The 20,982-nt window shown below is 66.3% G+C and carries 21 protein-coding genes, 1 tRNA gene and 2 pseudogenes; 18 read left to right on the top strand and 6 right to left on the bottom strand.

Annotation, left to right across the window (positions count from 1 at the left end; translation table 11 throughout):
• The first annotated feature begins 97 nt into the window (after window positions 1–97).
• A complete protein-coding gene (locus tag ACTODO_RS02485) occupies window positions 98–1,144 on the top strand; it encodes an aspartate-semialdehyde dehydrogenase (RefSeq protein WP_003791036.1) in 1,047 nt (348 codons plus the stop codon).
• A gap of 320 nt (window positions 1,145–1,464) precedes the next feature.
• Window positions 1,465–1,614 (top strand): annotated as a pseudogene (locus ACTODO_RS11075) (terminase); the annotation flags it as partial.
• Between the two features lie 5 nt (window positions 1,615–1,619).
• Here the strand turns inward: ACTODO_RS11075 and ACTODO_RS02480 are convergent.
• Entirely contained in the window at window positions 1,620–2,000 is a 381-nt protein-coding gene (locus ACTODO_RS02480) for an EXLDI protein (RefSeq protein WP_003791031.1), read from the bottom strand.
• 44 nt (window positions 2,001–2,044) lie between these two features.
• Between ACTODO_RS02480 and ACTODO_RS02475 the strand changes: the two genes are divergently transcribed.
• Both ACTODO_RS02475 and ACTODO_RS11090 read left to right on the top strand, forming a co-directional pair.
• Entirely contained in the window at window positions 2,045–2,884 is an 840-nt protein-coding gene (locus ACTODO_RS02475; protein ID WP_003791029.1) for a phage portal protein, read from the top strand.
• A 774-nt stretch (window positions 2,885–3,658) separates the two neighbouring features.
• A pseudogene (locus ACTODO_RS11090) lies at window positions 3,659–3,862 on the top strand (helix-turn-helix domain-containing protein); the annotation flags it as partial.
• 328 nt (window positions 3,863–4,190) lie between these two features.
• Here ACTODO_RS11090 and ACTODO_RS10960 read toward each other — a convergent pair.
• Window positions 4,191–4,508, bottom strand: a complete 318-nt coding sequence (locus ACTODO_RS10960; RefSeq protein WP_244262498.1) for a hypothetical protein — start codon at window positions 4,506–4,508, stop codon at window positions 4,191–4,193.
• 130 nt (window positions 4,509–4,638) lie between these two features.
• Between ACTODO_RS10960 and ACTODO_RS02465 the strand changes: the two genes are divergently transcribed.
• Both ACTODO_RS02465 and ACTODO_RS10720 read left to right on the top strand, forming a co-directional pair.
• Entirely contained in the window at window positions 4,639–4,920 is a 282-nt protein-coding gene (locus ACTODO_RS02465; RefSeq protein ID WP_016460308.1) for a transposase, read from the top strand.
• Window positions 4,921–4,952: 32 nt separating this feature from the next.
• On the top strand, window positions 4,953–5,765 hold the full coding sequence (locus ACTODO_RS10720) for an IS3 family transposase (protein WP_131332746.1): 813 nt from the start codon (window positions 4,953–4,955) through the stop codon (window positions 5,763–5,765).
• A 121-nt stretch (window positions 5,766–5,886) separates the two neighbouring features.
• Here ACTODO_RS10720 and ACTODO_RS02455 read toward each other — a convergent pair.
• Window positions 5,887–5,960, bottom strand: a tRNA-Gly gene (locus ACTODO_RS02455).
• Window positions 5,961–6,192: 232 nt separating this feature from the next.
• On the opposite strand from ACTODO_RS02455, the gene ACTODO_RS02450 reads away from it, so the two are divergent.
• From ACTODO_RS02450 to trxA, 3 genes are all read left to right on the top strand, one after another.
• Window positions 6,193–6,612, top strand: coding sequence for a (deoxy)nucleoside triphosphate pyrophosphohydrolase (locus tag ACTODO_RS02450; protein ID WP_003791025.1), 420 nt, complete (start codon window positions 6,193–6,195; stop codon window positions 6,610–6,612).
• A gap of 56 nt (window positions 6,613–6,668) precedes the next feature.
• On the top strand, window positions 6,669–7,307 hold the full coding sequence (locus tag ACTODO_RS02445; protein WP_003791023.1) for a TetR/AcrR family transcriptional regulator: 639 nt from the start codon (window positions 6,669–6,671) through the stop codon (window positions 7,305–7,307).
• Between the two features lie 95 nt (window positions 7,308–7,402).
• Window positions 7,403–7,780, top strand: coding sequence for a thioredoxin (gene trxA / locus ACTODO_RS02440; protein ID WP_003791022.1), 378 nt, complete (start codon window positions 7,403–7,405; stop codon window positions 7,778–7,780).
• Between the two features lie 60 nt (window positions 7,781–7,840).
• On the opposite strand, the gene ACTODO_RS02435 is transcribed toward trxA, so the two are convergent.
• Window positions 7,841–8,461 (bottom strand): GNAT family N-acetyltransferase, encoded by a 621-nt coding sequence (locus ACTODO_RS02435; protein ID WP_003791021.1) that lies wholly within the window; start codon window positions 8,459–8,461, stop codon window positions 7,841–7,843.
• Between the two features lie 163 nt (window positions 8,462–8,624).
• Here ACTODO_RS02435 and ACTODO_RS02430 point away from each other — a divergent pair, with 163 nt between their 5' ends.
• Genes ACTODO_RS02430 through ACTODO_RS02420 form a run of 3 tightly spaced genes read left to right on the top strand, consistent with a single transcriptional unit; the run spans window position 8,625 to window position 11,787 of the window.
• Entirely contained in the window at window positions 8,625–9,701 is a 1,077-nt protein-coding gene (locus tag ACTODO_RS02430) for an efflux RND transporter periplasmic adaptor subunit (RefSeq protein WP_003791019.1), read from the top strand.
• A complete protein-coding gene (locus ACTODO_RS02425; protein ID WP_003791017.1) occupies window positions 9,698–10,459 on the top strand; it encodes an ABC transporter ATP-binding protein in 762 nt (253 codons plus the stop codon). Before ACTODO_RS02430 ends, ACTODO_RS02425 begins: the two co-directional genes overlap by 4 nt.
• A complete protein-coding gene (locus ACTODO_RS02420) occupies window positions 10,456–11,787 on the top strand; it encodes an ABC transporter permease (RefSeq protein ID WP_003791016.1) in 1,332 nt (443 codons plus the stop codon). Before ACTODO_RS02425 ends, ACTODO_RS02420 begins: the two co-directional genes overlap by 4 nt.
• Before the next feature lie 77 nt (window positions 11,788–11,864).
• Here the strand turns inward: ACTODO_RS02420 and ACTODO_RS02415 are convergent, their stop codons facing one another.
• Window positions 11,865–12,701 carry an HhH-GPD family protein gene (locus tag ACTODO_RS02415; RefSeq protein ID WP_003791014.1) on the bottom strand — a complete coding sequence of 279 codons (837 nt, stop codon included), beginning with the start codon at window positions 12,699–12,701 and terminating at the stop codon, window positions 11,865–11,867.
• Window positions 12,702–12,954: 253 nt separating this feature from the next.
• Between ACTODO_RS02415 and ACTODO_RS02410 the strand changes: the two genes are divergently transcribed.
• The 5 genes from ACTODO_RS02410 (at window position 12,955) to ACTODO_RS02390 (ending at window position 16,600) form a co-directional block, all read left to right on the top strand.
• Window positions 12,955–13,269: an NINE protein gene (locus tag ACTODO_RS02410; RefSeq protein ID WP_003791011.1), complete on the top strand. Its 315-nt coding sequence runs from the start codon at window positions 12,955–12,957 to the stop codon at window positions 13,267–13,269.
• A gap of 218 nt (window positions 13,270–13,487) precedes the next feature.
• A complete protein-coding gene (locus ACTODO_RS02405; protein WP_003791008.1) occupies window positions 13,488–14,069 on the top strand; it encodes a TM2 domain-containing protein in 582 nt (193 codons plus the stop codon).
• A 46-nt stretch (window positions 14,070–14,115) separates the two neighbouring features.
• The gene (gene dcd, locus ACTODO_RS02400; RefSeq protein WP_003791007.1) at window positions 14,116–14,697 is read left to right on the top strand and encodes a dCTP deaminase; all 582 of its coding nucleotides are present in this window, start codon (window positions 14,116–14,118) and stop codon (window positions 14,695–14,697) included.
• A 48-nt stretch (window positions 14,698–14,745) separates the two neighbouring features.
• The gene (locus tag ACTODO_RS02395) at window positions 14,746–16,311 is read left to right on the top strand and encodes a hypothetical protein (RefSeq protein WP_003791002.1); all 1,566 of its coding nucleotides are present in this window, start codon (window positions 14,746–14,748) and stop codon (window positions 16,309–16,311) included.
• 76 nt (window positions 16,312–16,387) lie between these two features.
• Window positions 16,388–16,600 carry a TOBE domain-containing protein gene (locus tag ACTODO_RS02390; RefSeq protein ID WP_003791000.1) on the top strand — a complete coding sequence of 71 codons (213 nt, stop codon included), beginning with the start codon at window positions 16,388–16,390 and terminating at the stop codon, window positions 16,598–16,600.
• Between the two features lie 68 nt (window positions 16,601–16,668).
• Here ACTODO_RS02390 and ACTODO_RS02385 read toward each other — a convergent pair whose 3' ends face one another.
• Window positions 16,669–19,176, bottom strand: a complete 2,508-nt coding sequence (locus ACTODO_RS02385) for a (Fe-S)-binding protein (protein ID WP_034511859.1) — start codon at window positions 19,174–19,176, stop codon at window positions 16,669–16,671.
• Window positions 19,177–19,335: 159 nt separating this feature from the next.
• Here ACTODO_RS02385 and purF point away from each other — a divergent pair, with 159 nt between their 5' ends.
• Complete coding sequence (gene purF / locus ACTODO_RS02380) at window positions 19,336–20,925, top strand: amidophosphoribosyltransferase (protein ID WP_003790996.1); 1,590 nt, start codon at window positions 19,336–19,338, stop codon at window positions 20,923–20,925.
• Window positions 20,926–20,982: the final 57 nt, after the last annotated feature.

The following is a 20,982-nucleotide window of genomic DNA, read 5'->3' as shown; positions in this document are numbered from 1 at the left end:
CGGCGCTCCCGAGAGTGCGCCCCGGCCTCGTCCCCATAGATTTCACCCAGCGTTCGCCCCGTCGTATGGGCGCGCGCACCAACACAAGGAGAACACCATGAGTGGATTCAATGTCGCCGTCGTCGGCGCTACCGGCCAGGTCGGCCGAGTCATGCGCACCCTGCTGGAGGAGCGGGGTTTCCCGGTCGAGACGATTCGATTCTTCTCGTCCGCGCGCTCCGCGGGCCAGACCCTGACCTTCACGGGCCAGGACATCGTCGTCGAGGACGTCGCGACGGCCGACTACTCCGGCATCGACATTGCCGTGTTCTCCGCGGGCGCCACCGCCTCGCGCGAGTACGCCCCCAAGTTCGCGGCCGCCGGCGCGGTCGTCGTCGACAACTCCTCCGCGTGGCGCAAGGACCCCGAGGTTCCGCTCGTCGTGTCCGAGGTCAACCCCGACGACGTCGACAACCGCCCCAAGGGCATCATCGCGAACCCCAACTGCACCACCATGGCCGCGATGCCCGTCCTCAAGCCCCTCGTCGAGGCGGCCGGCGGCATCAAGCGCCTCTTCGTGTCCTCCTACCAGGCCGTCTCCGGCTCGGGCCGCGCCGGCGTCGCCGAGCTGACCAGCCAGATCGAGGCCGGCGTCAAGCAGGACCTCGCGGGCCTGGCCCTCGACGGCCGCGCTGTCACCCTGCCCGAGCCCGGCGTGTACGTCGCGCCCATCGCCTTCGACGTCGTGCCGCTCGCTGGCTCCATCGTCGACGACGGCTCCGAGGAAACCGACGAGGAGCAGAAGCTGCGCAACGAGTCGCGCCGCATCCTGCACGCCCCGGACCTCGCCGTGTCCGGCACCTGCGTGCGCGTCCCCGTCTACACCGGCCACACCCTCACCATCCACGCGGAGTTCGCCGGCGACATCACGCCCGACCAGGCGCGTGCTCTGCTGGCGCAGGCCCCCGGCGTGCGCGTCGTCGACGTCCCGACCCCGCTCGAGGCGGCCGGCCGCGACGAGGTCCTCGTCGGCCGCATCCGTCATGACCAGGCCGTCGACGGCAACCGTGGCCTCGTCCTGGTTGTCTCCGGTGACAACCTGCGCAAGGGCGCTGCCCTGAATGCGGTCCAGGTCGCCGAGGTGGTGGCTGCGCGACTGCGCTGAGTGCGTGTACAGTTGCGTGAACGCGCGGCGGCCCGGCGGGCTGCCGCGCGTTTGCGTTGCGTGTTGCGTCGCTGCTGTTCCGGGTGCCGGAGAGCCGGCCGCTGTGTGTGCCGGTGGGCGGCGGCCCGCCCGCGAGCCGTCCGCGCTGCGAGCTTCGCTCGGCGCGTCGGCTCGTTGTCCGGCCAGGCCCCGCCGCCGCCCACCGGCACTGCGGCAGGTCCCTCCGGCGCCCTCCACACCGGCGGCACCTGGCGTGCTGGCGTGTGGCCCGGTGCGCCGTCTCGAAGCCTGGCCTGGTCCTGCCGCCACCGCTGCTGGGCCCTGCCGGAAACATCAAACCCGATAGAGCCAAATCCACCGAGACAATCGACGGAGTCGTCGCCACCATCATGGCCCTCGACCGAGCTAACCGAAACGGCGGACAACACAACGAATCCGTCTACGACTCGCGCGGCATGTTGGTGCTGTAAGCGGGCTAGAGGTCGAGGTGTTCGACTGGGACGGGCTCGGCTTTGCCCTGTAGCTTGGCTACGATCTCGGCATCGAGCTGCGTGCGGAGTTCTTCCCACGTGTCAGCGACGAAGAGTGCGTAGGTGGGCTGCCACCACTCATTGCCGTTCGCGATGTCGGCCCAGGTTTCTTCGTTCAGGTGAGCGCTTGCCTGCCACGCCACCGCGGAGCGCTTGGTGACCGCGATCTTGTCTTTCGGGGTGGCGTAGGCACGGTAGACGGTTTCTCGACCGTCACGCACGTATGCGACGCGACTCAAGCGGCGCCCTTGGAAGGCAACGACAACAGGCTTTCCGTCTCGTTCGATTTCAACACGAACTTCCTCGAATTCAGTGCTGCCTGACATGTCGTACCTCGCTAACTGCTGCTTATTTCTCCGAGGAGCACCCTATGGGCCTGAATACATGGATACGAAACAATGCTACGCACAAGGCCACCGACCAGACCCTGGGCTCATCCTACAGCTTCCTTATCGGGCCCGCGAGTAGCGGCCGTGCGGTGACCGAGCGCTCCGCTATGCAGATGACCGCGGTGTACTCGTGTGTGCGGATTCTGGCCGAGGCGATCGGGGGCCTGCCGTTGCACGTGTACCGGGTGCGCGCAGATGGTGGAAAAGAGAAAGCTCCCGACCATCCGCTCTACCGGCTCCTGCACGACGAACCCAACCCGGAGATGACGAGCTTCGTGTTCCGGGAAACGCTCATGACCTACCTGCTGCTGTGGGGCAACGCCTACGCCCAGGTCATCCGCAACGGGCGCGGCGAGGTCATTGGCTTGTATCCGCTCATGCCAAACCGCATGGCCGTGGGGCGCGACAGCGCGGGCCGGCTGTATTGCGAGTATCAGCGCACCACAGACGAACCACCCAACGCCCAATACGAGCGAGTGGTCCTGTCATCGTCTGAGGTCCTGCACATCCCAGGCCTCGGCTTCGACGGACTGGTCGGGTACTCACCGATTGCGATGGCGACAAACGCGATCAGCATGGCCCAAGCCTGCGAAGACTACGGGGGCAGCTTCTTCGCCAACGGTGCAGCACCCGGAGGCGTCTTGGAGCCCCCAGGTGTCATCAGTGACCCAGCCAGAGTACGCGAATCATGGACCCAGACTTTCGGTGGGGCGAGGAACGGCAACAAAATCGCTGTCCTGGAAGAGGGCATGAAGTACACGCCCATCTCGGTGGAGGGGTCTGGGTTTTTTGGTCCGTTTGTTGTGAGAGGGTTGTTCTGAGTAGTCCCGGCTGCTTGTTGCCGGGCAGAATGGATGACCATGAGGAAGTTCTCGAAGCACACGCCTGAGTAGATTGTCGTGAAGCTGGAGAAGGCCGAGGCGTTGGGAGGTGAGGGCATGAGTATGGCCCAGGCCTGCCGCGTGCTGGGTATCAGCGAGGCGACGTTGTGTCGGCGGATTCAAACCCGAACTACACCCTCAATTATGAGGAGCCAGAAAACTGGCTCTTCTGAGTTGAGTGTGGGTGAGTGGGTGTTGGTCGGGGGTTGAGGTCGAGGTCCTTGATGATGAGCGGACTTGTACCCCCACTGTCTTCAAGGACCTCGGGCTGGGCTTAGGCTGGCGTTGTTGACTCTTCGTGAAGCGGGTGTGTGTCTGCGGCCAGTGGGGTGCCTGTTATGGGAACTCGTCGTCGTTTGACGCCGGAGTATCGTCGCGATGCCCCGGCTGTGGTGGTGGATACGGGGTCTACAGATTGCGTCTGTGGCTCGGGATTGAGGACTGGGTGAGTCGGTGGTGGGCCGGTGGGTCACACTCGAACGCGTGCGGCGCCAGGCTGTGCGTGAGGGCCGTCCTGATCCACGCGAGATGGAAGCTGAGATCACTGCTGTGCGTTGGCGGGTGCGCGAGCTGGAGAAGGAGAATGAGTTTGTGGGAAAGCCAGCGCCTTCTTCGCATCACCACAACACCAGCGGTTTGAACTGCTGAACTTGCAGAAGGCTTCCTCCTCGATCGCTGTGATGGCTCAGGTTTGAGGGGGCACGCGCGCAGGCTATGACGCGTGGAAATACCGAGCGTCCCACACGGGGTGAGCGTGCGCTGGTGCGCAGGCGTGTGGATGAGGCGGTGGCCTGGGAACACGAGGTGTCGGGTGGCACGTATGGGGCTCCTCGCATCCGCCATGCTCTCATGCGCGGCGGTGTGGATGTGGGTGTGCGGGCGGTCGCCCAGTCGATGCGCCGCCTGGGCCTCACAGGCCTGAACATGCGCCCGCGCCCGGCCAGGCCCCGGCGCGGCCTCATTGATTTCGCACGTAATTTGCCTGCGACTGTTTCAAACTATGAATTCATGTTGTTGGAATTCCAATGTTTCGGTGCTTTGTTGAAAGCTCAGGCAATCGAATTACGTGCGACTATCTGGGGGTCTGGCCCCGCCGCCCCAGTAAGTTCGCATGCAATTCCTTCACGGGTGTTTCATAGTGTGAGGCTTGATTATTGGAATTGCATGCGGAATTGGGGAGGTCTCTTTTCCGTGGTTGAGCTTGTTGCTCAGGGGTATTGCACTACATGCGCGGGCGATGCACTGCTTAGTTGCCAGTGCACTGCTGCGCTATCTGGTGCATTGGTTCTGTATCTAGTGCATCGCTTCGCTGTGGTGAAACTGGTGACGCCTTTGCGACCTTGTGTGAGCGCTGGCTTGAAACCGGTGACGCCTTTGTGTGGGGAAAATGCTGGTTTTCCGGGTGTTGAGGGCTTGCAAAGGTGCTGGCGGTTTCATTGGTGAGCTCGGGGAAGCGAGCAGTGGTGTTGTTGGTTTCAATCTCGCCATGTTTGTACGTCCTGTGCGCGAAGTTTTTCGCGCCAACCGGCGCGTCCAGGTTTTGTAGGTGACGTGCGCCCTTCATGCCGGCAGGGGGGCACAACACGAAGCCGTCGCACGGTGTGTTGGAGGGGTCTGGGTTTTTCGGACCGTTTGTTTTGAGAGGGTTGTTCTGAGTAGTCCCGGCTGCTTGTGGCCGGGCAGAATGGATGACCATGAGGAAGTTCTCGAAGCACACGCCTGAGCAGATTGTCGTGAAGCTGGAGAAGGCCGAAGCATTGCGAGGTGAGGGCATGAGTACGGCCCAGGCCTGCCGCGTGCTGGGTATCAGCGAGGCGACGTTGTGCCGGTGGCGCCAGCGTTATGGGTCAATGAATCGTAGTGAGGCCAAGGAACTGCGTGAGTTGCGCGAGCAAAACGCGCGCCTCAAACAGTTGCTGGGCCAAGCAGAGCTGGAGAAGGCAGCACTGCGAGAGTTGGCGGAGGGAAACTTCTAAGCCCGGCGCGCAGGCACGACGCTGTCAGCCACCTGGTTGGTCAGGGGTTTTCTCAGCGTCTTGCATGCCGCGTTGCCGGGCTGTCGCGGTCAGCGTATTGCCGGACCCGCGCGGCGGGCGGGGCGAAAACGCTGCGTGATCATGGGCCTGTGCGCCAGTGGATGAACGATTTTGCCACCACGCATCGACGCTGGGGCTATAAACGCGCCTGGGCGCGGGCCAAGAGCGAGGGCATCATCGTGGGGCGTGATACGTTCCGGCGCTTGTGGCGCGCCGAAGGGCTGCGCGTGCGCCCGCGCAAAGCCCACAAGCCCCGCACTGCGCCGCGCCTACAGCGCCTGGTCAAGGCCAGCGCCCCTGGGCAGGTGTGGGCCATTGATTTCCAGTTCGATTCGGACTGGAAGGGACGCGTGTTCAAGGTCTGTAACCTCATCGATGAGTTCACGCGCCAGCACCTGGCTTTCCGCGTCGAGCGGCGCATGGGAGCGGCCGACGTGATCGAAATGCTTGACCTGGCTGCCCTAACCCATGGAGCACCCCAGGTGCTGCGCGCCGATAACGGGCCTGAATTCATCGCCGCAGCCATGGGGCGCTGGGCCAGCGAGCACGACACGCTCCAAGCATTCATCCCACCGGGCCAGCCGTGGCATAACGGGTTCGTAGAGTCCTTACACAACCGCATGCGCGATGAACTCCTGGAAGACAACATGTTCGAAGACCTCAACCACGCGCGCGCCCTCATCGGCGCCTGGTCCCACCGCTACAATGAAGAACACCCCCACAGTGCGCTGGGCTGGCTCTCACCCAACCAATACGTGCACCAATGGGCACAACACCACCAATAACAACCAACAACCCTCAAAACACCCGGCCCACAAAACCAGACCAGGCCAGTGTCGGACCCTCATGTAGTGCAAATCCCCAGCACAGGCATAACAAAACCGCCCGGCGCGCGGCTGGGCGGGGTGGAGCGGGCGACGGGAATCGAACCCGCCTCTGAAGCTTGGGAAGCTTCCATTCTACCGATGAACTACGCCCGCAACTCATCGTCCCGAAGGAATCGACCTGTCGATCATATCGTCACGCCGGATAACAGTGCAACCTGCGTTGCTTGGGCATGGTGTGGGAGTGCTGGGCGGAGGGTGCGATGACGAGTCGTGGTGGCGGCGTCGGGAGGGTGTGGGTGGCGGCGTCGCCCGGCACTCAGCCTCTGTCCCATCCGCACGCTACCAGGCCCGATACACTGGGCTTGCCTGACTGATTGGAGTTCCCATGCCTCGTCCCGTGGTGGCGGCCGCGATCGTTGATTCCCTGAGCGACCCCACGATGCTGCTCGCCTGCTCACGCGCCTACCCGCAGGAGCTGCGCGGCCAGTTCGAGCTGCCCGGCGGCAAGATTGAGGAAGGTGAGGACCCAACAGCCGCCCTCACGCGCGAGATCGCCGAGGAGCTTGGCGCCCGCCTGACGATCGGCGAACGCGTGTGCCCCGAGGGTGGTCAGTGGTGGCCGATCCTGGGCGGGCGCGTCATGGGCGTATGGCTCGCCGAGGTTGCATCGAACTCGCAAGAGCCGCGCGCAGGCGCGTCGCACCTTGAGGCCAAGTGGGTGCCCCTCGCGGACCTCGCTGCGCTTCCGTGGATTGCCGCTGACCTGCCGATTGTCGAGGCCGTGGTCACCCGCGCCACTCGCTGACGTCTGAACACTGCCCCATTTGACGACACATAGGGGCAAGATGTCAGAATAAGCGCATGCCGAAGATCATTGGGGAGTCCCTCGCCTCTCATCGCGAGCTGACCCGTGCGCGCCTGTTTGAGGCGCTGGGGTCGCTGATGGGGGAGCAGTCCTTCGAGTCGATCACCATGAGTCAGATCGCCGAACGCGCGGGGGTCGGACGCACGGCGGTCTACAACCACTTCGCGGACAAAGAGGTGCTTCTGCTCGCCTACATGCGCGAGGTGACCAGCGAGTTTGCGCGTGTCCTGACGCAGCGCCTTGAAGCCGAGCCGGACCCGCTCATGCGCCTGCGCATCTATATTCGCTCCCACCTGCAGATGATTGGCCGCTACCACGTGAAGGCCGGCATGGGCCTGCGCCGCCAGATGTCCGGCCAGGGTGCCTCGCATCTGCATGATCATGCGGGCCTTGTGGGTGAGGTCCTGATTGGCATCCTTGACGAGGCCATGGAACGCGGGCTGATCGCCGAGCAGAATACCCTCGGCGCGGTTCACTTGATCCACGCAACCCTGCAGGGCCAGCGCCTCCCCAAGAATCCAGAGCATCGGGAGTCGGCGCTCGCCCTGGTGGAGACCTTCATCTTGCGAGGCTTGGGCGCTTCAGAGGAGAATGTGCGCCAGGTCACCGCTTCCTCTGTCGCTTCGGGGGAATAGAGGGCGCATCGTGCCCGTTGAATAAGACAGTTCACGCGAGGCCCCACGGGCCCGCCCCAACGACCGTCGGATGAGCCGGCGATAATAGGAGAAACATGGCTACCGTTACCCTCACGCAGGAGAACTTCGAGCAGACCGTGTCCGCCGGCGGAATCGTCCTGGTGGATTTCTGGGCGACCTGGTGCGGCCCGTGCCGTCAGTTCGGCCCCATCTTTGAAGAGGCCTCCGAGAAGTACCCGGACATCGTGTTCGGCAAGATCGACACGGACGACCAGCAGCAGCTGGCGATGGCCGCTCAGATCACCTCGATCCCGACCCTCATGGTCTTCCGCGACGGCATCGTCGTGTTCCGTCAGTCCGGTGCGCTGCCGCTGTCCGCTCTCGAGGATCTGATCTCTCAGGTCCAGAACCTCGACATGGATGAGGTGCGCAAGCAGATCGCCGAGATGGAGGCGAAGGAATCTGCCGAGTGATGAGCTCGTGACAAGGCCCCGAGGCGCGTTGCCTCGGGGCCTTTCGTATGTGGTGGCGGGTCACTCGCTCGGCAGCCGCGCCGACCGGCGGGTGATGAGTTCGTAGTCGGCGTGGTCGCCCACCATGAACGAGTAGTCGCCGACGATTTCGAAGCCGTGGCGCGCGTAGAAGCGTTGCGCCCCGTAGTTTTCGCTCCAGACGCCGATCCACAGGGTGCGGGGTCCGTCGCGCTCGAGCCAGTCGAGCGCCGTAGTGAGCAGAGCGGTCCCGCGGCCGCCACCTTGGTGGCCCTGCAGGATGTAGAGGCGCTGGATTTCCCCATCGTCGGGTGCGACGTCGGGGTGGGGCAGGTGCGCGGGGCATGCGGTCACGTAACCGATTGGGGCCTGGGATGTCGACGAGGCCGGGGCCTCGTCACCCGGTTCTGGCGCGCGCGGGTGGTCGTCGGGGGAGGGCGTCCCGGACGCTGCCTCGGCCTCGCAGGCCACGTCCTCGAAGAGGAGCCATGTTGCCCGTTCCGGGTCCGCGAGTTCGCCGCGCAGGACGTCGGGAGCGTAGGCCTCGTCGAGGAAGGCCTCCAGGTCACCGGGATCGTAGAGGTGCCCGAAGGTCTGCGTGAAGCAGGTGCGCGAGAGGGTGGAGAGCGCCTCGGCGTCTGCGGGGGTGGCGCGGCGGATCATGGCTGCCTTTCGTCGGTTCATCACCCATCGTAGGGGCGAGGATGTGGGACGCCCAGCCGGCGGGACGGTCCCTGAGAAATCCCTGAAAAGACGGGGATAGCGTTGCTGCGTGAATGAGGCGCACCTTACAATTGGGCAACGCCGTTCATCGAAGGAGACGCACGTGGCACACAAGACCCGCACCGCCCAGGTGCTCGATATTGTCAAGGTCCTTGCCTGGGTAGTCATCGCGGTGGCTTTGGTGAAGTTCGCCTTCTTCCCCGCCGTTCAAGAGGATGAGGGCAGCGACGGGATGGACCCGGGCGGTAACTTCGGGCAGATGACGATCGAGGTTGGCCGCGCGGACATCACGAATACAGTGAGCGTGACGGGGACGATCCAGGCCGACGAGCCGGTAGTGGCGCGCGCGACCTTGGACGGCAACGTCGTGCGCACATTCGTCAACGACGGCGACAAGATTGCCAAGGGTGACGCCATCGTCCAGATCCGCAAGGAGTTCCCCGGCGAGACCCGCCAGGTCACCGACGAGGAAGGCAACGTGAGCGTCGAGACCTCCGAGCCGACCTACAAGTACGAAACCATCGTGTCCCCCGGCGATGGCACGGTCTCGACGGGCGTGCTGGTCGGCCAGCAGTTCGCTATTGGCGACACGGTTGCGACCGTCGCCCCCGCGACCTTCTCTGCGGTCGCCTCCCTCAGCGCGGACCAGATGTACCGCCTGCAGGACGCACCGTCGACCGCGACCGTCACCATTAAGAACGGGCCTGCTCCCTTCGAGTGCACGGGTGTCAAGTTGGTGAGCCCGACCGGCAAAGCCCAGGACCCCAAGGCGAACGCCGGCTCCGACAACGGCGCCTCGTCCTCGACGGACCTGAAGGCCCGCTGCGCGATCCCCTCCGACCAGACGGTGTTCGCCGGCCTGCAGGTGACCCTTGAAATGACGGCGGGATCGGCGACGAGCGTCCTCGCGGTGCCGATCTCCGCGGTCGAGGGCCGCTACCAGTCCGGCTCCGTCTACCTGCCGACCTCCGACCCGACCAAGCCCGAGAAGCGTGCCGTTACCCTGGGCATCACGGACGGCAAGATGGTCGAGGTCAAGGAGGGCCTCACGGAGGGCGAGGAGATCCTCGAGTTCACCCCGACCTCGAACAAGGACAATCAGGACGGCCAGACCGGCCCCTACGGTGGCATGGACTCCGGCATGGCCGGGGGATCGGGCGACTCGGCGGGCACGCCATGAGTCTCGTATGCCTGCGGGATGTCAGCCGCACGGTGACCCTGCCCGATGGGGAGGATCTGCACATTCTACGCGGCGTCAACCTGGACGTTGCGCAGGGGGAGCACGTCTCCATCGTGGGCCGCTCGGGCACGGGGAAGTCCACGATGCTGAACATCATCGGTCTCCTGGACGCCCCCACTTCGGGCACGTACGAGCTGGACGGCGTGGATACGACGCGCCTGGGCGAGGGGCGTCGTGCGCGCATGCGCGGGGAAGACTTCGGCTTCGTGTTCCAGCAGTTCAACATCTTTTCGGCGCGCACGGCCGCCGAAAACGTCGAGGTTCCCCTCCTGTACGCGCCCGGCCCGCAGCTGCTGCGTCGGCGTTCGATCGCCGTCGACATGCTCGAGCGCGTGGGCCTGGGTGAGCGCGCAGACTCCTACCCGGGAGAGATGAGTGGCGGCGAGCAGCAGCGCATCGCGATCGCGCGCGCCCTCGTGCGCCGCCCGCGCGTCATCCTCGCCGACGAGCCGACGGGTGCCCTCGACCCGGACACAGGCGGCGTCGTCATGGCCCTCCTCGAGGAGGTCGCCCGCGAGTCCAACGCTGCCCTCATCGTTATCACGCACGACATGGCCGTGGCAGCGCGGGCGCAGCGCGCCTACGAGCTCTACGACGGCACGCTGCACGAGGTCGAGGATCCCTCCGCGCTCACCCAACGCGCGGAGGCCGGGCACTCGGGTGACGAGGCTGTGGCTGGGCAGGAGGGTGAGCAGTGAACGCTGTCAGTCAGATCCTGGGCGCTCTCATCGAGGCCTGGGGCGAGGTCAAAGTACAGAAGGCGCGCGTCGTCCTCTCCCTCGTGGGTGTGGTCGCGGCTGTGGCCGCCATGACGATCGTTATCGCGCTCGGTGACCTGCTCCTGCAGTCCTCGCGCGAGTTGGCGGAACTGTACGAGGGTCGCTCCGTTACCCTGCGCCTAACCCCCGAAAGCTCCTCGAACGCCTCGGAAGGACCGGCGACTGGCGGGCCCTACCAGGAGGCGTCCGATCCCGCCGCGGCCACCGCCGCGCAGACGGCGAAGCGCCCCGACGAGAAGGACACGATCGGTGAGGCCATGGGGACCCTGGCCGAGCGCACGGACATTCACTACTGGTCGCGCTTTTCCAGCGGCGGCGGGGATATCGTCGAAACGCGACAGGCCCGCTCCAGCGGACAATTCCGCGGATACCCCCTGACGAAGATCGCCGACATGGTTGACGGCGTCGCGTTCCAGGGCGTGGACCCCTCCTATGCGGTCATCTACCGCACCCGCATGCTCGCGGGACGCTGGGTCGAGAGCAGTGATGCCGACCAGCGCCTGATTCCCGTCGTCATCTCGCAGTCCCTCTGGGATCAGCTGGGGCGCGCCCCCATCGACCAGGTGCCGATCGTCCTGCACACGAGCGAGGGCACGGCGATGCGCGTCGTCGGCGTCACCAAGTCGAAGAGCTCCTACGACATGCCGACCGTGTTCGCGCACTACGACGCGGCGCGCGTGTCCTTCCCACAGATGACCTCCCAGGCCATGATCGCGTGGGTGGGCACCGAGAACGCCGACCAGGCCCGTGAGAACCTGCCGCGTGCACTGGCCTCCATCCTCGGTGAGGGCTGGCGGGTGTCCGTCTCGGGTGGCGAGCACGAGGATATTGGCGAGGAGCAGCTCGGCACGATCTCCAACGTCATCATGGTGATCGGCGGCATCATTGTGTTCCTGGGTGCCCTGGGCCTGCTCAACGTCGCGATCGTGACCGTGCGCCAGCGCGTGCGCGAGATCGGCATCCGCCGCGCCGTCGGTGCCTCCGCGGCGCGTGTCTTCTTCGCCGTCTTCATGGAGTCGGTCGTCGCAACCTTCGTCGCTGGCGTCATCGGTGTGGGCATCGCGGTCGTCGTCGTCCGATTCCTGCCCCTGGAGGCGCTCAACATCACCCTGAGCGACACCCCGGCCTTCCCCGCCGGTGCCGCCATCGCCGGCGTCGCCATCTCCACGAGCATTGGCGCCCTGTGCGGCATCATCCCGGCACTCGCGGCCGTGCGCATCAAGCCGATCGACGCGATCCGCTACTGATTCACTGACGAGGCCGTGGGTGCCTCCCGGGTCCGCGCGCGGCGGGCATGGGGTGCCCCGGCCTCGTCCTATGAGTGTTAGCGGGGGAGCGAGACCCGCTTGGTGTCCTCGTTGTAGACGATCATGCCGTCCTTCAGGAGCGCCCGATAGACGCGGGTGGGCTGGTAGCGGTCGCCCCCATCGATGCGGGCGGCGTCGAGGACTTTGCGTTTGGTGAGGCCGTCGGTGCCCTCGAAGTGGGCGGTGCGCAGTGCCTTCATGATGCGTCCGCGCGCCTGGCGGTCGGTACCCGCGTAGGGCTGGGGCGTGGGACGCTTCTCGTCCTTGGGGAATCCGGCGGCGGCCCACGCGCAGTTGTCGTGGATCGTGCACTCGTCGCAGGAAGGGTTGAGCTGCGTGCAGACCAAGGCCCCGAATTCCATGAGAGACAAACTGACCTCGGCCGCGTGGTGCCCGTCTTCGGGCAAAATTGCGTCGGCCCGCATCGTTTCCGCTTTCGAGGGGGTGGTGTGGGGAGGAAACTCCCGGCCGTCCAGAAATCTGACCAGCACGCGACGCACGTTCGTGTCTAGGACCGGCACGCGGATTCCGTGGCGGAACGCGAGCAGCGCGGATGCGGTGTAGGTACCGACGCCCGGCAGGAGCGTCAGCTCTTTGAGGGAGAGGGGGACCTCTCCGTCGTGCTTCTCGACGATCGCGGCCGCGCAGGCCTTGACACGCAGGGCGCGGGAAGGGTATCCGAGGTTTGCCCAGGCAACGATGATGTCGGCGGAGGAAGCGGCCGCCACGTCCGCCGGCGTGGGCCAGCGTTCCATCCATTCGAGCCAGATCGGCTGGACGCGCGCGATGGGCGTCTGCTGGCTCATGATCTCAAAGACGAGGGTCCCCCAGTCAGAGACGTCGGCTGCGCGCATTGGTAGGTCGCGCTTGTGCGTCGCGAACCAATGGGGCAGGTCGCAGTGGAGTGCTCGTGTGGCCTCCGCCGATGGATTGATGAACACTCAGTCAGTCTATGGAACAAAACTTCATCGTGATGAACGAAAGGAACTATGCTGTGATCTGCTCCATAATAACGGATGGGTATTGTACAAAATCAGAAGGTTCCGCTAATCTTACCGTGTTTTCAAAAATGCCCTTATGGGCTCCCATCAACACATAGGAGGCACTATGTCCGCTCCTCAGCAGCCCGTCTTCAATCAGCCTGCGCAGGGCAAGTCCCGTGTCGTCGCCGGCCTGCTCAACCTGTTCCTCGGCGCCCTCGGCGCCGGTGAGTTCTTCCTCGGCTACACCCAGTACGGCATCTACAAGCTCGTCATCTCCATCGCGTTCACCGTGCTGGGCTTCCTGGATCTCGGCTTCATCTCGACCCTTATCGGCCTGCTCAACTACGTGTGGTGGGTCGCTCTGCTCGCCATGGCCGTCCTGACCTTCATGGGCAAGTGGATCTACGAGAAGGACGCCAGCGGCGTTCCTACCGTCTGAGCTGTGTTCATGCGCACAGTGGGTGCGCGTGAGTAACCTCGAGCGCGGGGCCCGGCATTGCGCCGGGCCCCGCGCCTTTTCTCCGACCGGGTGGTGTTCTCCGGGATTGATCAGGGGGGTATCGGGGATGGACTGGGTATCGCCAAGTGCCGACCCCACGCTACCCTGTACCGGTACGGCCATTTCGGCCCCCACGTCTATTATCGAAAGGCTTTCCCATGACGACGCCCGATCCGCAGGCCACCCCCTTCCAGCCCGAGGACGCCCCCGAGGTCCCGGCCTTCCCCCAGGCCTCGGCCCCCGTCTACGACGAGGCCACGGCGACGCCCGGCTCGACGACCTACGGCACTGCGTATGACGCCCCCGCGGCCAGCCCCTACGCCCAGCCGGAGCAGGGCTACGGCGTCCCCGGCCCCGACGCGAACGCGCAGGGCGCTTACGGTGCGGATGCCTACGGTCAGCCCGGCTACGAGCAGGCCGCCTACGCTGCAGGCCAGCAGGCCTACGGTCAGCAGGCCTACGGTCAGCAGGCTTACGCGCAGCCTGCTTACGGTCAGCCTGTCTTCGGCACCGCCCCCAAGCAGTGGATCGTCGCTCTGCTCCTGGCGCTCTTCCTGGGTGCCCTGGGTATCCACAACTTCTATCTTGGTTACACCACCAAGGGCATCATTCAGCTGATTCTGACGATCACCATGATTGGTGCGCCTATCGCCGCCATCTGGGCGTTCATTGAGTTCATCATGATCATCGCTCGCTCGGGCTCGTACGCATACGACGCTCAGGGCCAGCCCCTGCAGTGATCCCCTGAGGCTGTTGTCGCGGCGCCGAGTATGCGACAATCGAGTCATGCTGCTCAGTGACCGCGACATCAAGGCCTCTCTGGATTCTGGACGTATCCAGCTCGACCCGCTCGACCGGGACCTGGTCCAGCCGGCCAGTATCGACGTGCGCCTGGATCGCCTGTTCCGACTCTTCGATAACCACCGCTACCCGGTGATCGACCCGGCGGCGGACCAGTCGGACCTCACCCACCAGGTCGACGTGGGCCCCGATCAGCCCTTCGTGCTGCACCCCGGCGAGTTCGTCCTGGGCGCCACCTACGAGCTGGTGACCCTCGGCAACGACATTGCCGCGCGCCTCGAGGGCAAGTCCTCCTTGGGCCGCCTCGGCCTGCTCACCCACTCGACGGCGGGCTTCATTGACCCCGGCTTCTCGGGCCACGTGACTCTGGAGCTGTCGAACACGGCGACGATGCCGATCCTGCTCTACCCCGGCATGAAGATCGGGCAGCTGTGCTTCTTCGACCTGTCCTCCCCAGCTGAGCACCCCTACGGTTCCAGCGGCCTCGGCTCTCATTACCAGGGCCAGCGCGGGCCGACTCCCTCGCGCACCCACGAGCGCTTTACGCGCACCCGCATCGAACGGTGATACCCGATGTCGGCTCTTCCTCCTCCACCGCCCTCCCGGCTTGAACGCATGCGCGCCGAGCGTGCCGAGCGTGCGGCCCGCGAGGCGAGCTATCCGCCAGCACCGGATTCCGCCGACCTGCCGGAGCCTCCCGCTCCCGAGCCGGCTGACCTGCAGGCACCGCCCCCGCCGGAGCCGCCCGAACCGACGCCCGTCATGGGTGTTCCTCAGGTGCAGATCGCGCCGCAGCGAAGCGCCGGTCACGAGGCCGAGGCCGGCATCCCCCCGGTGGCTCCCAGTCAGACGCGCACGGGCGTCATTCAGGGCGTTGCACTGCCCGGTATGACGCCGCGCGAGCAGGTCACCAACAGGGACGAGGCCCCTCAAGCCGCGCCGGTGAGGCGTTCCCTCAAAGAGCGCATGGCCTCGGCCTCCCATTCGTTCGCGGACCCGACGCCGATGAGCGTGACGGACAGCCCGCTCACCCAGACGAACGTCGGCTTGACGACGATGACCTCGACGGACGCTGCCTTCCAGATCGCGGCCGACGGTGAAGTCACGAGCGCTGAGGCCACCATCCCGATCGCCGCCGCCATCGAGGTGAGCGAACCCGCCGGCGTCCTCGACTTGGACGTTGCGCGCGAGCATCACCTGTTCCTCGTCTCCGACGCGGTTGATCCAGCCGAGCTCGAGGCCCTCGCGATTTCCATGTGGGACGAGGCCGGATGGATCGCCCCGGGACGCCTGCGCCTCTCCTCCGACGCCGAGCTGGAAGGCCCGTGGACCCTCGACCAGCCGACGCGCGCGGCGCTGGGCACCCCGGCCTCGCTGTCCAACGCGTGGGTCCTGCGCTGCCCGCAGGCGCCCGCCCGCCAGCAAAACAACGGCGTCATGGGCGAGTGGGACAAGGCGTTCCCCGACGGCCTGCCCACGGGCCTGGAGTACCGCGTGCTCGAGGCGCTGCGCCGCATGGCCCGCCGCCTCGCGGGCGGACTGCGCATCGCGGGCAGCGGCTACGTCATGGTCCCCGACGCCGACTCGGCAGTGAACCTGACGGTGTACTCGCCGCGCTGGATCAACCCCGAGGATCTGCTCTCCGCGATGCGTGAGCGCGCCGGTTTCGAGCAGATGAAGGACGCGCGCGACATCACGCCCGAGGCCCCCAAGCCCGTCCCGCTGACCCCCGCGCAGATCGCCCAGATCGAGAAGCTGAAGGCCGAGCTGGGCCCGGTGCGCAAGGACATCGCCTCCAAGATCGCCAAGGCCCGCGAGGAGCACGAGGCACAGCGCGACAAGCCGCAGGTCGTCGACGGCTACGCCCTCATGAGTCCGATCGGCCACCGCTCGGACATGATGATCGAGGTCCACGCCGTGCCCACGCCGCCGCGCGTCTTGCGCTGGGAGCCGTGGACGGCCGGAGCCATCATCGAATACCAGGTCCGCTGGCTGCCCACCTCCGCGCCGACGCCCGGCGTTGGCGCGATGAGCCGCACCGCTCGCCTCGAGCGCCTGCGCTCGACCCAGGACGTGGAGAAGGCCGCCGGCATGATCGCGACCCTGGTGGGCGGCAACGTCATCGACGAGGACGGCTTCCTCGTCGGCCTCGAGGAAATCTCCCCTGAGGACGGGGAATAGGCCACCTGTAGACGGTGGGGGTGTCACCCGCTAAGGTGAATGTGTTTTCATATCCACACGAAGGAAAGGACATGCCATGAAGCTCTCTGCACGCAACCAGCTCCCCGGCACCGTCGTTGAGGTCTCTCAGGGCGCCGTGAACGGCATCGTCAAGATCGAGGTCGCCCCCGGCCTGGTCATCTCTTCGTCGATCACGAACGCCGCCATCGAAGATCTTGGCCTGACCGTCGGCTCCAAGGCTGTCGCTGTCATCAAGGCCTCCAACGTCATCGTCGGCGTCGAGGACTGATTTTCTTTCGTTAAAGAGTGGCCCCGCAGGTTTTCCTGCGGGGCCACCCTCTCGTCTGTGTGCGTGCGTTACTGGCCGCGCTTGACGGAGTCAAGCAGCATGACGGCCACGTCCCGCACCTCTGGGAGCTTCCCACCCGACGAGGCCGTGGCGGCGTCGTTGTTCGCGCCGCCCTGGTCGGCGTCGGAGGAGACGAAGCCGGCGGACGTGCCCGAGGCGGAGCCGAGCATCTGGGAGCAGAAGGGGCAGGCTGTCGCGACGACGTCAGCGCCCGTGGAGGCGGCCTCGACGATGCGGGCGTCCGCGATCCGGATCCCGCGCGTCTCCTCGAACCAGGCGTGCGCGCCGCCCGCGCCGCAGCACATCGCGCGGTCGCGGTTGCGCGGCATCTCGACGAGCTCCACGTTCGGCAGGGAGCCCACGAGCTCGCGCGGCGGCTCATAGACGCGGTTGTGGCGTCCCAGGAAGCACGCGTCGTGGTAGGTGACCTTCAGGGGCGCGCCGACCGAGGGAGCGCTGTCCGCGGACTGTGCCCCGGCCTCGTCCGTGGAGTCCGTGCCCGCGGAGGCAGGTGAGGCGGTGGGCGCCACCGGCGTGAGGAGGCCGTCGCGCACCAGGCGGTTGAGGAGCTGCGTGTGGTGGACGACGTCGAAGGAGCCGCCCAGCTCCGGGTACTCGCCGGCGATCGTGTTGAAGCAGTGGGCGCAGGACACGACGATCTTCTGGGGCTTGGCTTCCTTGAGCGTGTCGATCGCCTGGGCGGCCAGCATCTGGAAGAGCGCCTCGTTTCCGGCGCGGCGGGCCGGGTCGCCCGTGCAGGACTCGCCCGATCCGAGGACCGCGAAGGACACGCCCGCCGTGTGCAGCAGCTCGGCGACGGCCGCGCTGGTCTTCTTCGCCGTGTCATCGTAGGCGCCCGCGCAGCCCACCCAGAACAGGTAGTCAACCTCGGAGGCGTCCTTGATGTCCTCGCCGACGACGGGGATGTCGAAGTCCAGCTTCTTCGCCCAGTCCATGCGCTTGCGGGCCGGCTGGTTGTAGGGGTTCGCCTTGGATTCCATGCCGCGGAACGCGCGGCCCAGCTCGCGGGGGAACGCGCCCTCCATGAGGACCTGGTGGCGGCGCAGGTCAAGGATGTGGTCGATGTGCTCGATGTCGACGGGGCACTGCTCGACGCAGGCGCCGCAGTTCGTGCAGTCCCACAGGACCTCTTCGGAGACGACCTCGGGGACCAGGGGAGCGGTGACCGCGGAGACGCCCTCGGGACCGGTCGCGCCCGACAGGGACAGAGCGGACACCAGGTCGAAAGAGTGCGGCGAGGCCGGCACGCCCTTGTCGAGGAGGACCTCCCCATCCTCGAGCTTCTGGTGGCCCTCCTCCTGCTCGACGATCTGCACGTTAGAGGCGGACTCCATGTGGTCGCGCAGGCCCATGATGAGCAGCTTCGGGGAGAGAGGCTTCTGCGTGTTCCACGCGGGGCACAGCTCCTGGCAGCGGCCGCACTCGGTGCACGAGTACAGGTCCAGGCGGGCCTTCCACGAGAAGTCGTCGATCGTGCCCACGCCGAGGACCGTGTCCTCGGGCAGGTCGTCGAAGTCGTCCTCGCTGGTGACGGGCTTGCCGTCAATGAGCATGTGGTCGGCTGGTCCCAGGGACTTCGTGCCGTCCGCGTTGCGACGCGTGTACAGGTTGAGGATCGCGACGAAGCGGTGCCAGGCGACGCCCATGCCCGTCTGGATGCCGACAACCATCAGCCAGGTCATGGAGGTGATGACTTTGAGGGCGCTGACCAGCACGATCGCGTTCGCCAGCGAGGCGGCCGAGGAGGAGGCAGCGGCCGCGAAGAGCGCGCCGAGCCAGCCGGTGAGGGGGAAGTGCAGGGCGCTCGCGTGGGCCTCGAGGCCCGGGGTGGCGCTGAACAGCGCGTATTCGAGGCCGCGCAGGGCCACGACGCACGCGCACACGATGAGGATGACCCACTCGACGAAGAGCGCCTGCCAGCGGGTCGAGCCCAGGAATCGGGAGGCCAGGCCGCGCGGGGAGGAGTCTCGCGGGTGGGGCTTGGCCAGGGACGAGGGCGGGGTGCCTTCCGGGTCGGCTGCGGCAGCAGCGGCGTCGGGGTCGTCGTTCGAGAGGGCCGCCTCGGCGGCCGTGCCGTGCCCGGCGCGCTGGCGCACGACCATCAGGGCGATGATGCCTGCCAGGCCGCCCCAGGCGAAGACCTCGGTGAGCCACTCCCACGGCGCGAAGTTGCCGAGGAGGGGCAGCGTGAAGGTCTGGACGCGCAGCTGGGCGTAGCCCGTCACCAGGGTGAGGAAGAGGATCGGGAAGGACACCATGACGAGCCAGTGGGCGGCCTTGATCCAGGGGCGGCCCTTGAATTCGCGGTGCGTGAGGGCTGCAGAGATGACGCCCCAGAGGCGCTTGCCCACGGGGGTCAGGCGCCCCGGGTCGGGCGTGCCCGCCGAGACCGTGCGCCACATGTGCGTTAGGCCTCGCGCGAATGACAGGACGGCCACAGCGCTCACCAGCAGGGCGAGTCCCCACATGACGGCGCTCAGCGTCGGATTGGCCACGTTTCCTCCTCATTATTGCTGCACTCCATTGTGTCATCTCGACACTGGAGAGACCGATTCTGCCCCGCAAAGCGTGCGCAATTACGCGCTGAGCGCCGTGTCCGTCGGGCGATGCGTGTGCGCGCCATAACGTGGATACGTGCAACGAAGTGCAAAAAAATGTGCGAGAGTGAGAGCGTGCTTCCCGTCTCGCAGCCAGACATGACACTGTCCGACCAGGAACTCTTCGGAGACGATCACCCGCACGATCACTGCGGGGTCTTCGGAGTATGGGCCCCGGGCGAGGACGTTTCCCGCCTGACCTACTTCTCCCTCTACGCATTGCAACACCGCGGCCAACAGAGCGCGGGTATTGCGACGTCGAATGGCAAGCAGATCCTCGTGTACAAGGATCAGGGCCTCGTCTCGCAGGTGTTCTCCGAGCAGTCCCTCCAGGGCCTGCGCGGCCACATCGCCCTGGGACACGTCCGCTACGCGACGACCGGCGCGGACGTGTGGCGCAACGCCCAGCCGACGCTGGGCCCCACCCCCACGGGCACGCTCGCCCTGGCCCACAACGGCAACCTCACCAATACGGTCGAGCTGCGCGAGCTGGCCTCTGAGATCGCCGATGACGGCGAGGACTTCGAACGCGGCGCCTCCACCGACACCTCTCTCGTGACCGCGCTGCTGGGTATGGCCGACCGTATCCCGGGGCCGACCCCCTTCATCGCGTCCCCGTCCGTGACTCCGTCCGAGACCGATGGGGACGAGGCCGCCCCGGCCTCGTCGCTTGCTGACAACCTTGAGCCCGCGCCCCTCGTCGGCGCCGCCCTGAAGGTCCTGCCGCGCATCAAGGGCGCGTTCTCCCTGGTCTTCATGGACGAGAACACGCTGTACGCCGCGCGCGACCCGCACGGCTACCGCCCGCTCGTGCTGGGCCGCCTGGCCTCCGGCTGGGTCGTCGCCTCCGAGACTGCTGCCCTGGACCTGTGTGGCGCGACCTTCGTGCGCGAGGTCGAGCCCGGCGAGCTCATCTCGATCGACGCGTCGGGCGTGCACTCGCGCCGCTTCGCCGTGCGCCGCTCCAACACCTGCGTCTTCGAGTATGTGTACCTGGCCCGCCCCGACACGACGATCGGCGGGCGCCGGATCGTCGCCGCGCGCCACGAGATGGGTGCCGCGCTGGCGCGCGAAAACCCCATTGAGGCGGATCTGGTGATCCCCACGCCCGACTCGGGTACGCCGGCCGCGATCGGCTACGCGCAGGAGTCCGGGATTCCCTTCGCCCAGGGTCTCGTGAAGAACGCGTACGTGGGCCGAACTTTCATCCAGCCCACGCAGTCCCTGCGCCAGCTGGGCATCCGCCTCAAGCTCAACCCCCTGCGTGAGGTCATCGAAGGCAAGCGCCTGGTCGTCATCGACGACTCGATCGTTCGCGGCAACACGCAGCGCGCGCTCGTCAAGATGCTGCGCGAGGCCGGGGCCGCCGAGGTGCACATCCGCATCTCGTCCCCGCCGGTGCTGTGGCCGTGCTTCTTCGGTATCGATTTCCCGACGCGCGCCGAGCTCATCGCCTCGTCCATGAGCGTCGAACAGGTCCGCGAATCCATCGGCGCCGACTCGCTGGCCTACCTGTCGATCTACGGCATGGTTGGTGCCACCGGACAGGGCACGTCCCTGTGCATCGGCTGCTTCACCGGCGAATACCCTGAGACGATCCCCGCCGGGACCCCCGTGCCCGGAACCCCCGATGCCACCCCCTGCTAACCTCCACGCCCGCGACGCCACCCGGCGCCGCGGGCGTTGTTCTCAACCCGACCACCC

The organism is Schaalia dentiphila ATCC 17982, from assembly GCF_000154225.1.
GTDB lineage: Bacteria > Actinomycetota > Actinomycetes > Actinomycetales > Actinomycetaceae > Pauljensenia > Pauljensenia dentiphila.
Note: the sequence above shows the minus strand (reverse complement) of the source record. Positions and strands in the feature narration are given on the sequence as shown.

Coding starts and splice junctions, on each gene's coding strand:
- ACTODO_RS02485 (WP_003791036.1), top strand. CDS start 98: ATGAGTGGATTCAATGTCGCCGTCGTCGGCGCTACCGGCCAGGTCGGC.
- ACTODO_RS02480 (WP_003791031.1), bottom strand. CDS start 2,000: ATGTCAGGCAGCACTGAATTCGAGGAAGTTCGTGTTGAAATCGAACGA.
- ACTODO_RS02475 (WP_003791029.1), top strand. CDS start 2,045: ATGGGCCTGAATACATGGATACGAAACAATGCTACGCACAAGGCCACC.
- ACTODO_RS10960 (WP_244262498.1), bottom strand. CDS start 4,508: ATGAAGGGCGCACGTCACCTACAAAACCTGGACGCGCCGGTTGGCGCG.
- ACTODO_RS02465 (WP_016460308.1), top strand. CDS start 4,639: ATGAGGAAGTTCTCGAAGCACACGCCTGAGCAGATTGTCGTGAAGCTG.
- ACTODO_RS02450 (WP_003791025.1), top strand. CDS start 6,193: ATGCCTCGTCCCGTGGTGGCGGCCGCGATCGTTGATTCCCTGAGCGAC.
- ACTODO_RS02445 (WP_003791023.1), top strand. CDS start 6,669: ATGCCGAAGATCATTGGGGAGTCCCTCGCCTCTCATCGCGAGCTGACC.
- trxA (WP_003791022.1), top strand. CDS start 7,403: ATGGCTACCGTTACCCTCACGCAGGAGAACTTCGAGCAGACCGTGTCC.
- ACTODO_RS02435 (WP_003791021.1), bottom strand. CDS start 8,461: ATGATCCGCCGCGCCACCCCCGCAGACGCCGAGGCGCTCTCCACCCTC.
- ACTODO_RS02425 (WP_003791017.1), top strand. CDS start 9,698: ATGAGTCTCGTATGCCTGCGGGATGTCAGCCGCACGGTGACCCTGCCC.
- ACTODO_RS02415 (WP_003791014.1), bottom strand. CDS start 12,701: ATGCGCGCAGCCGACGTCTCTGACTGGGGGACCCTCGTCTTTGAGATC.
- ACTODO_RS02410 (WP_003791011.1), top strand. CDS start 12,955: ATGTCCGCTCCTCAGCAGCCCGTCTTCAATCAGCCTGCGCAGGGCAAG.
- ACTODO_RS02405 (WP_003791008.1), top strand. CDS start 13,488: ATGACGACGCCCGATCCGCAGGCCACCCCCTTCCAGCCCGAGGACGCC.
- dcd (WP_003791007.1), top strand. CDS start 14,116: ATGCTGCTCAGTGACCGCGACATCAAGGCCTCTCTGGATTCTGGACGT.
- ACTODO_RS02395 (WP_003791002.1), top strand. CDS start 14,746: ATGCGCGCCGAGCGTGCCGAGCGTGCGGCCCGCGAGGCGAGCTATCCG.
- ACTODO_RS02390 (WP_003791000.1), top strand. CDS start 16,388: ATGAAGCTCTCTGCACGCAACCAGCTCCCCGGCACCGTCGTTGAGGTC.
- purF (WP_003790996.1), top strand. CDS start 19,336: ATGTGCGAGAGTGAGAGCGTGCTTCCCGTCTCGCAGCCAGACATGACA.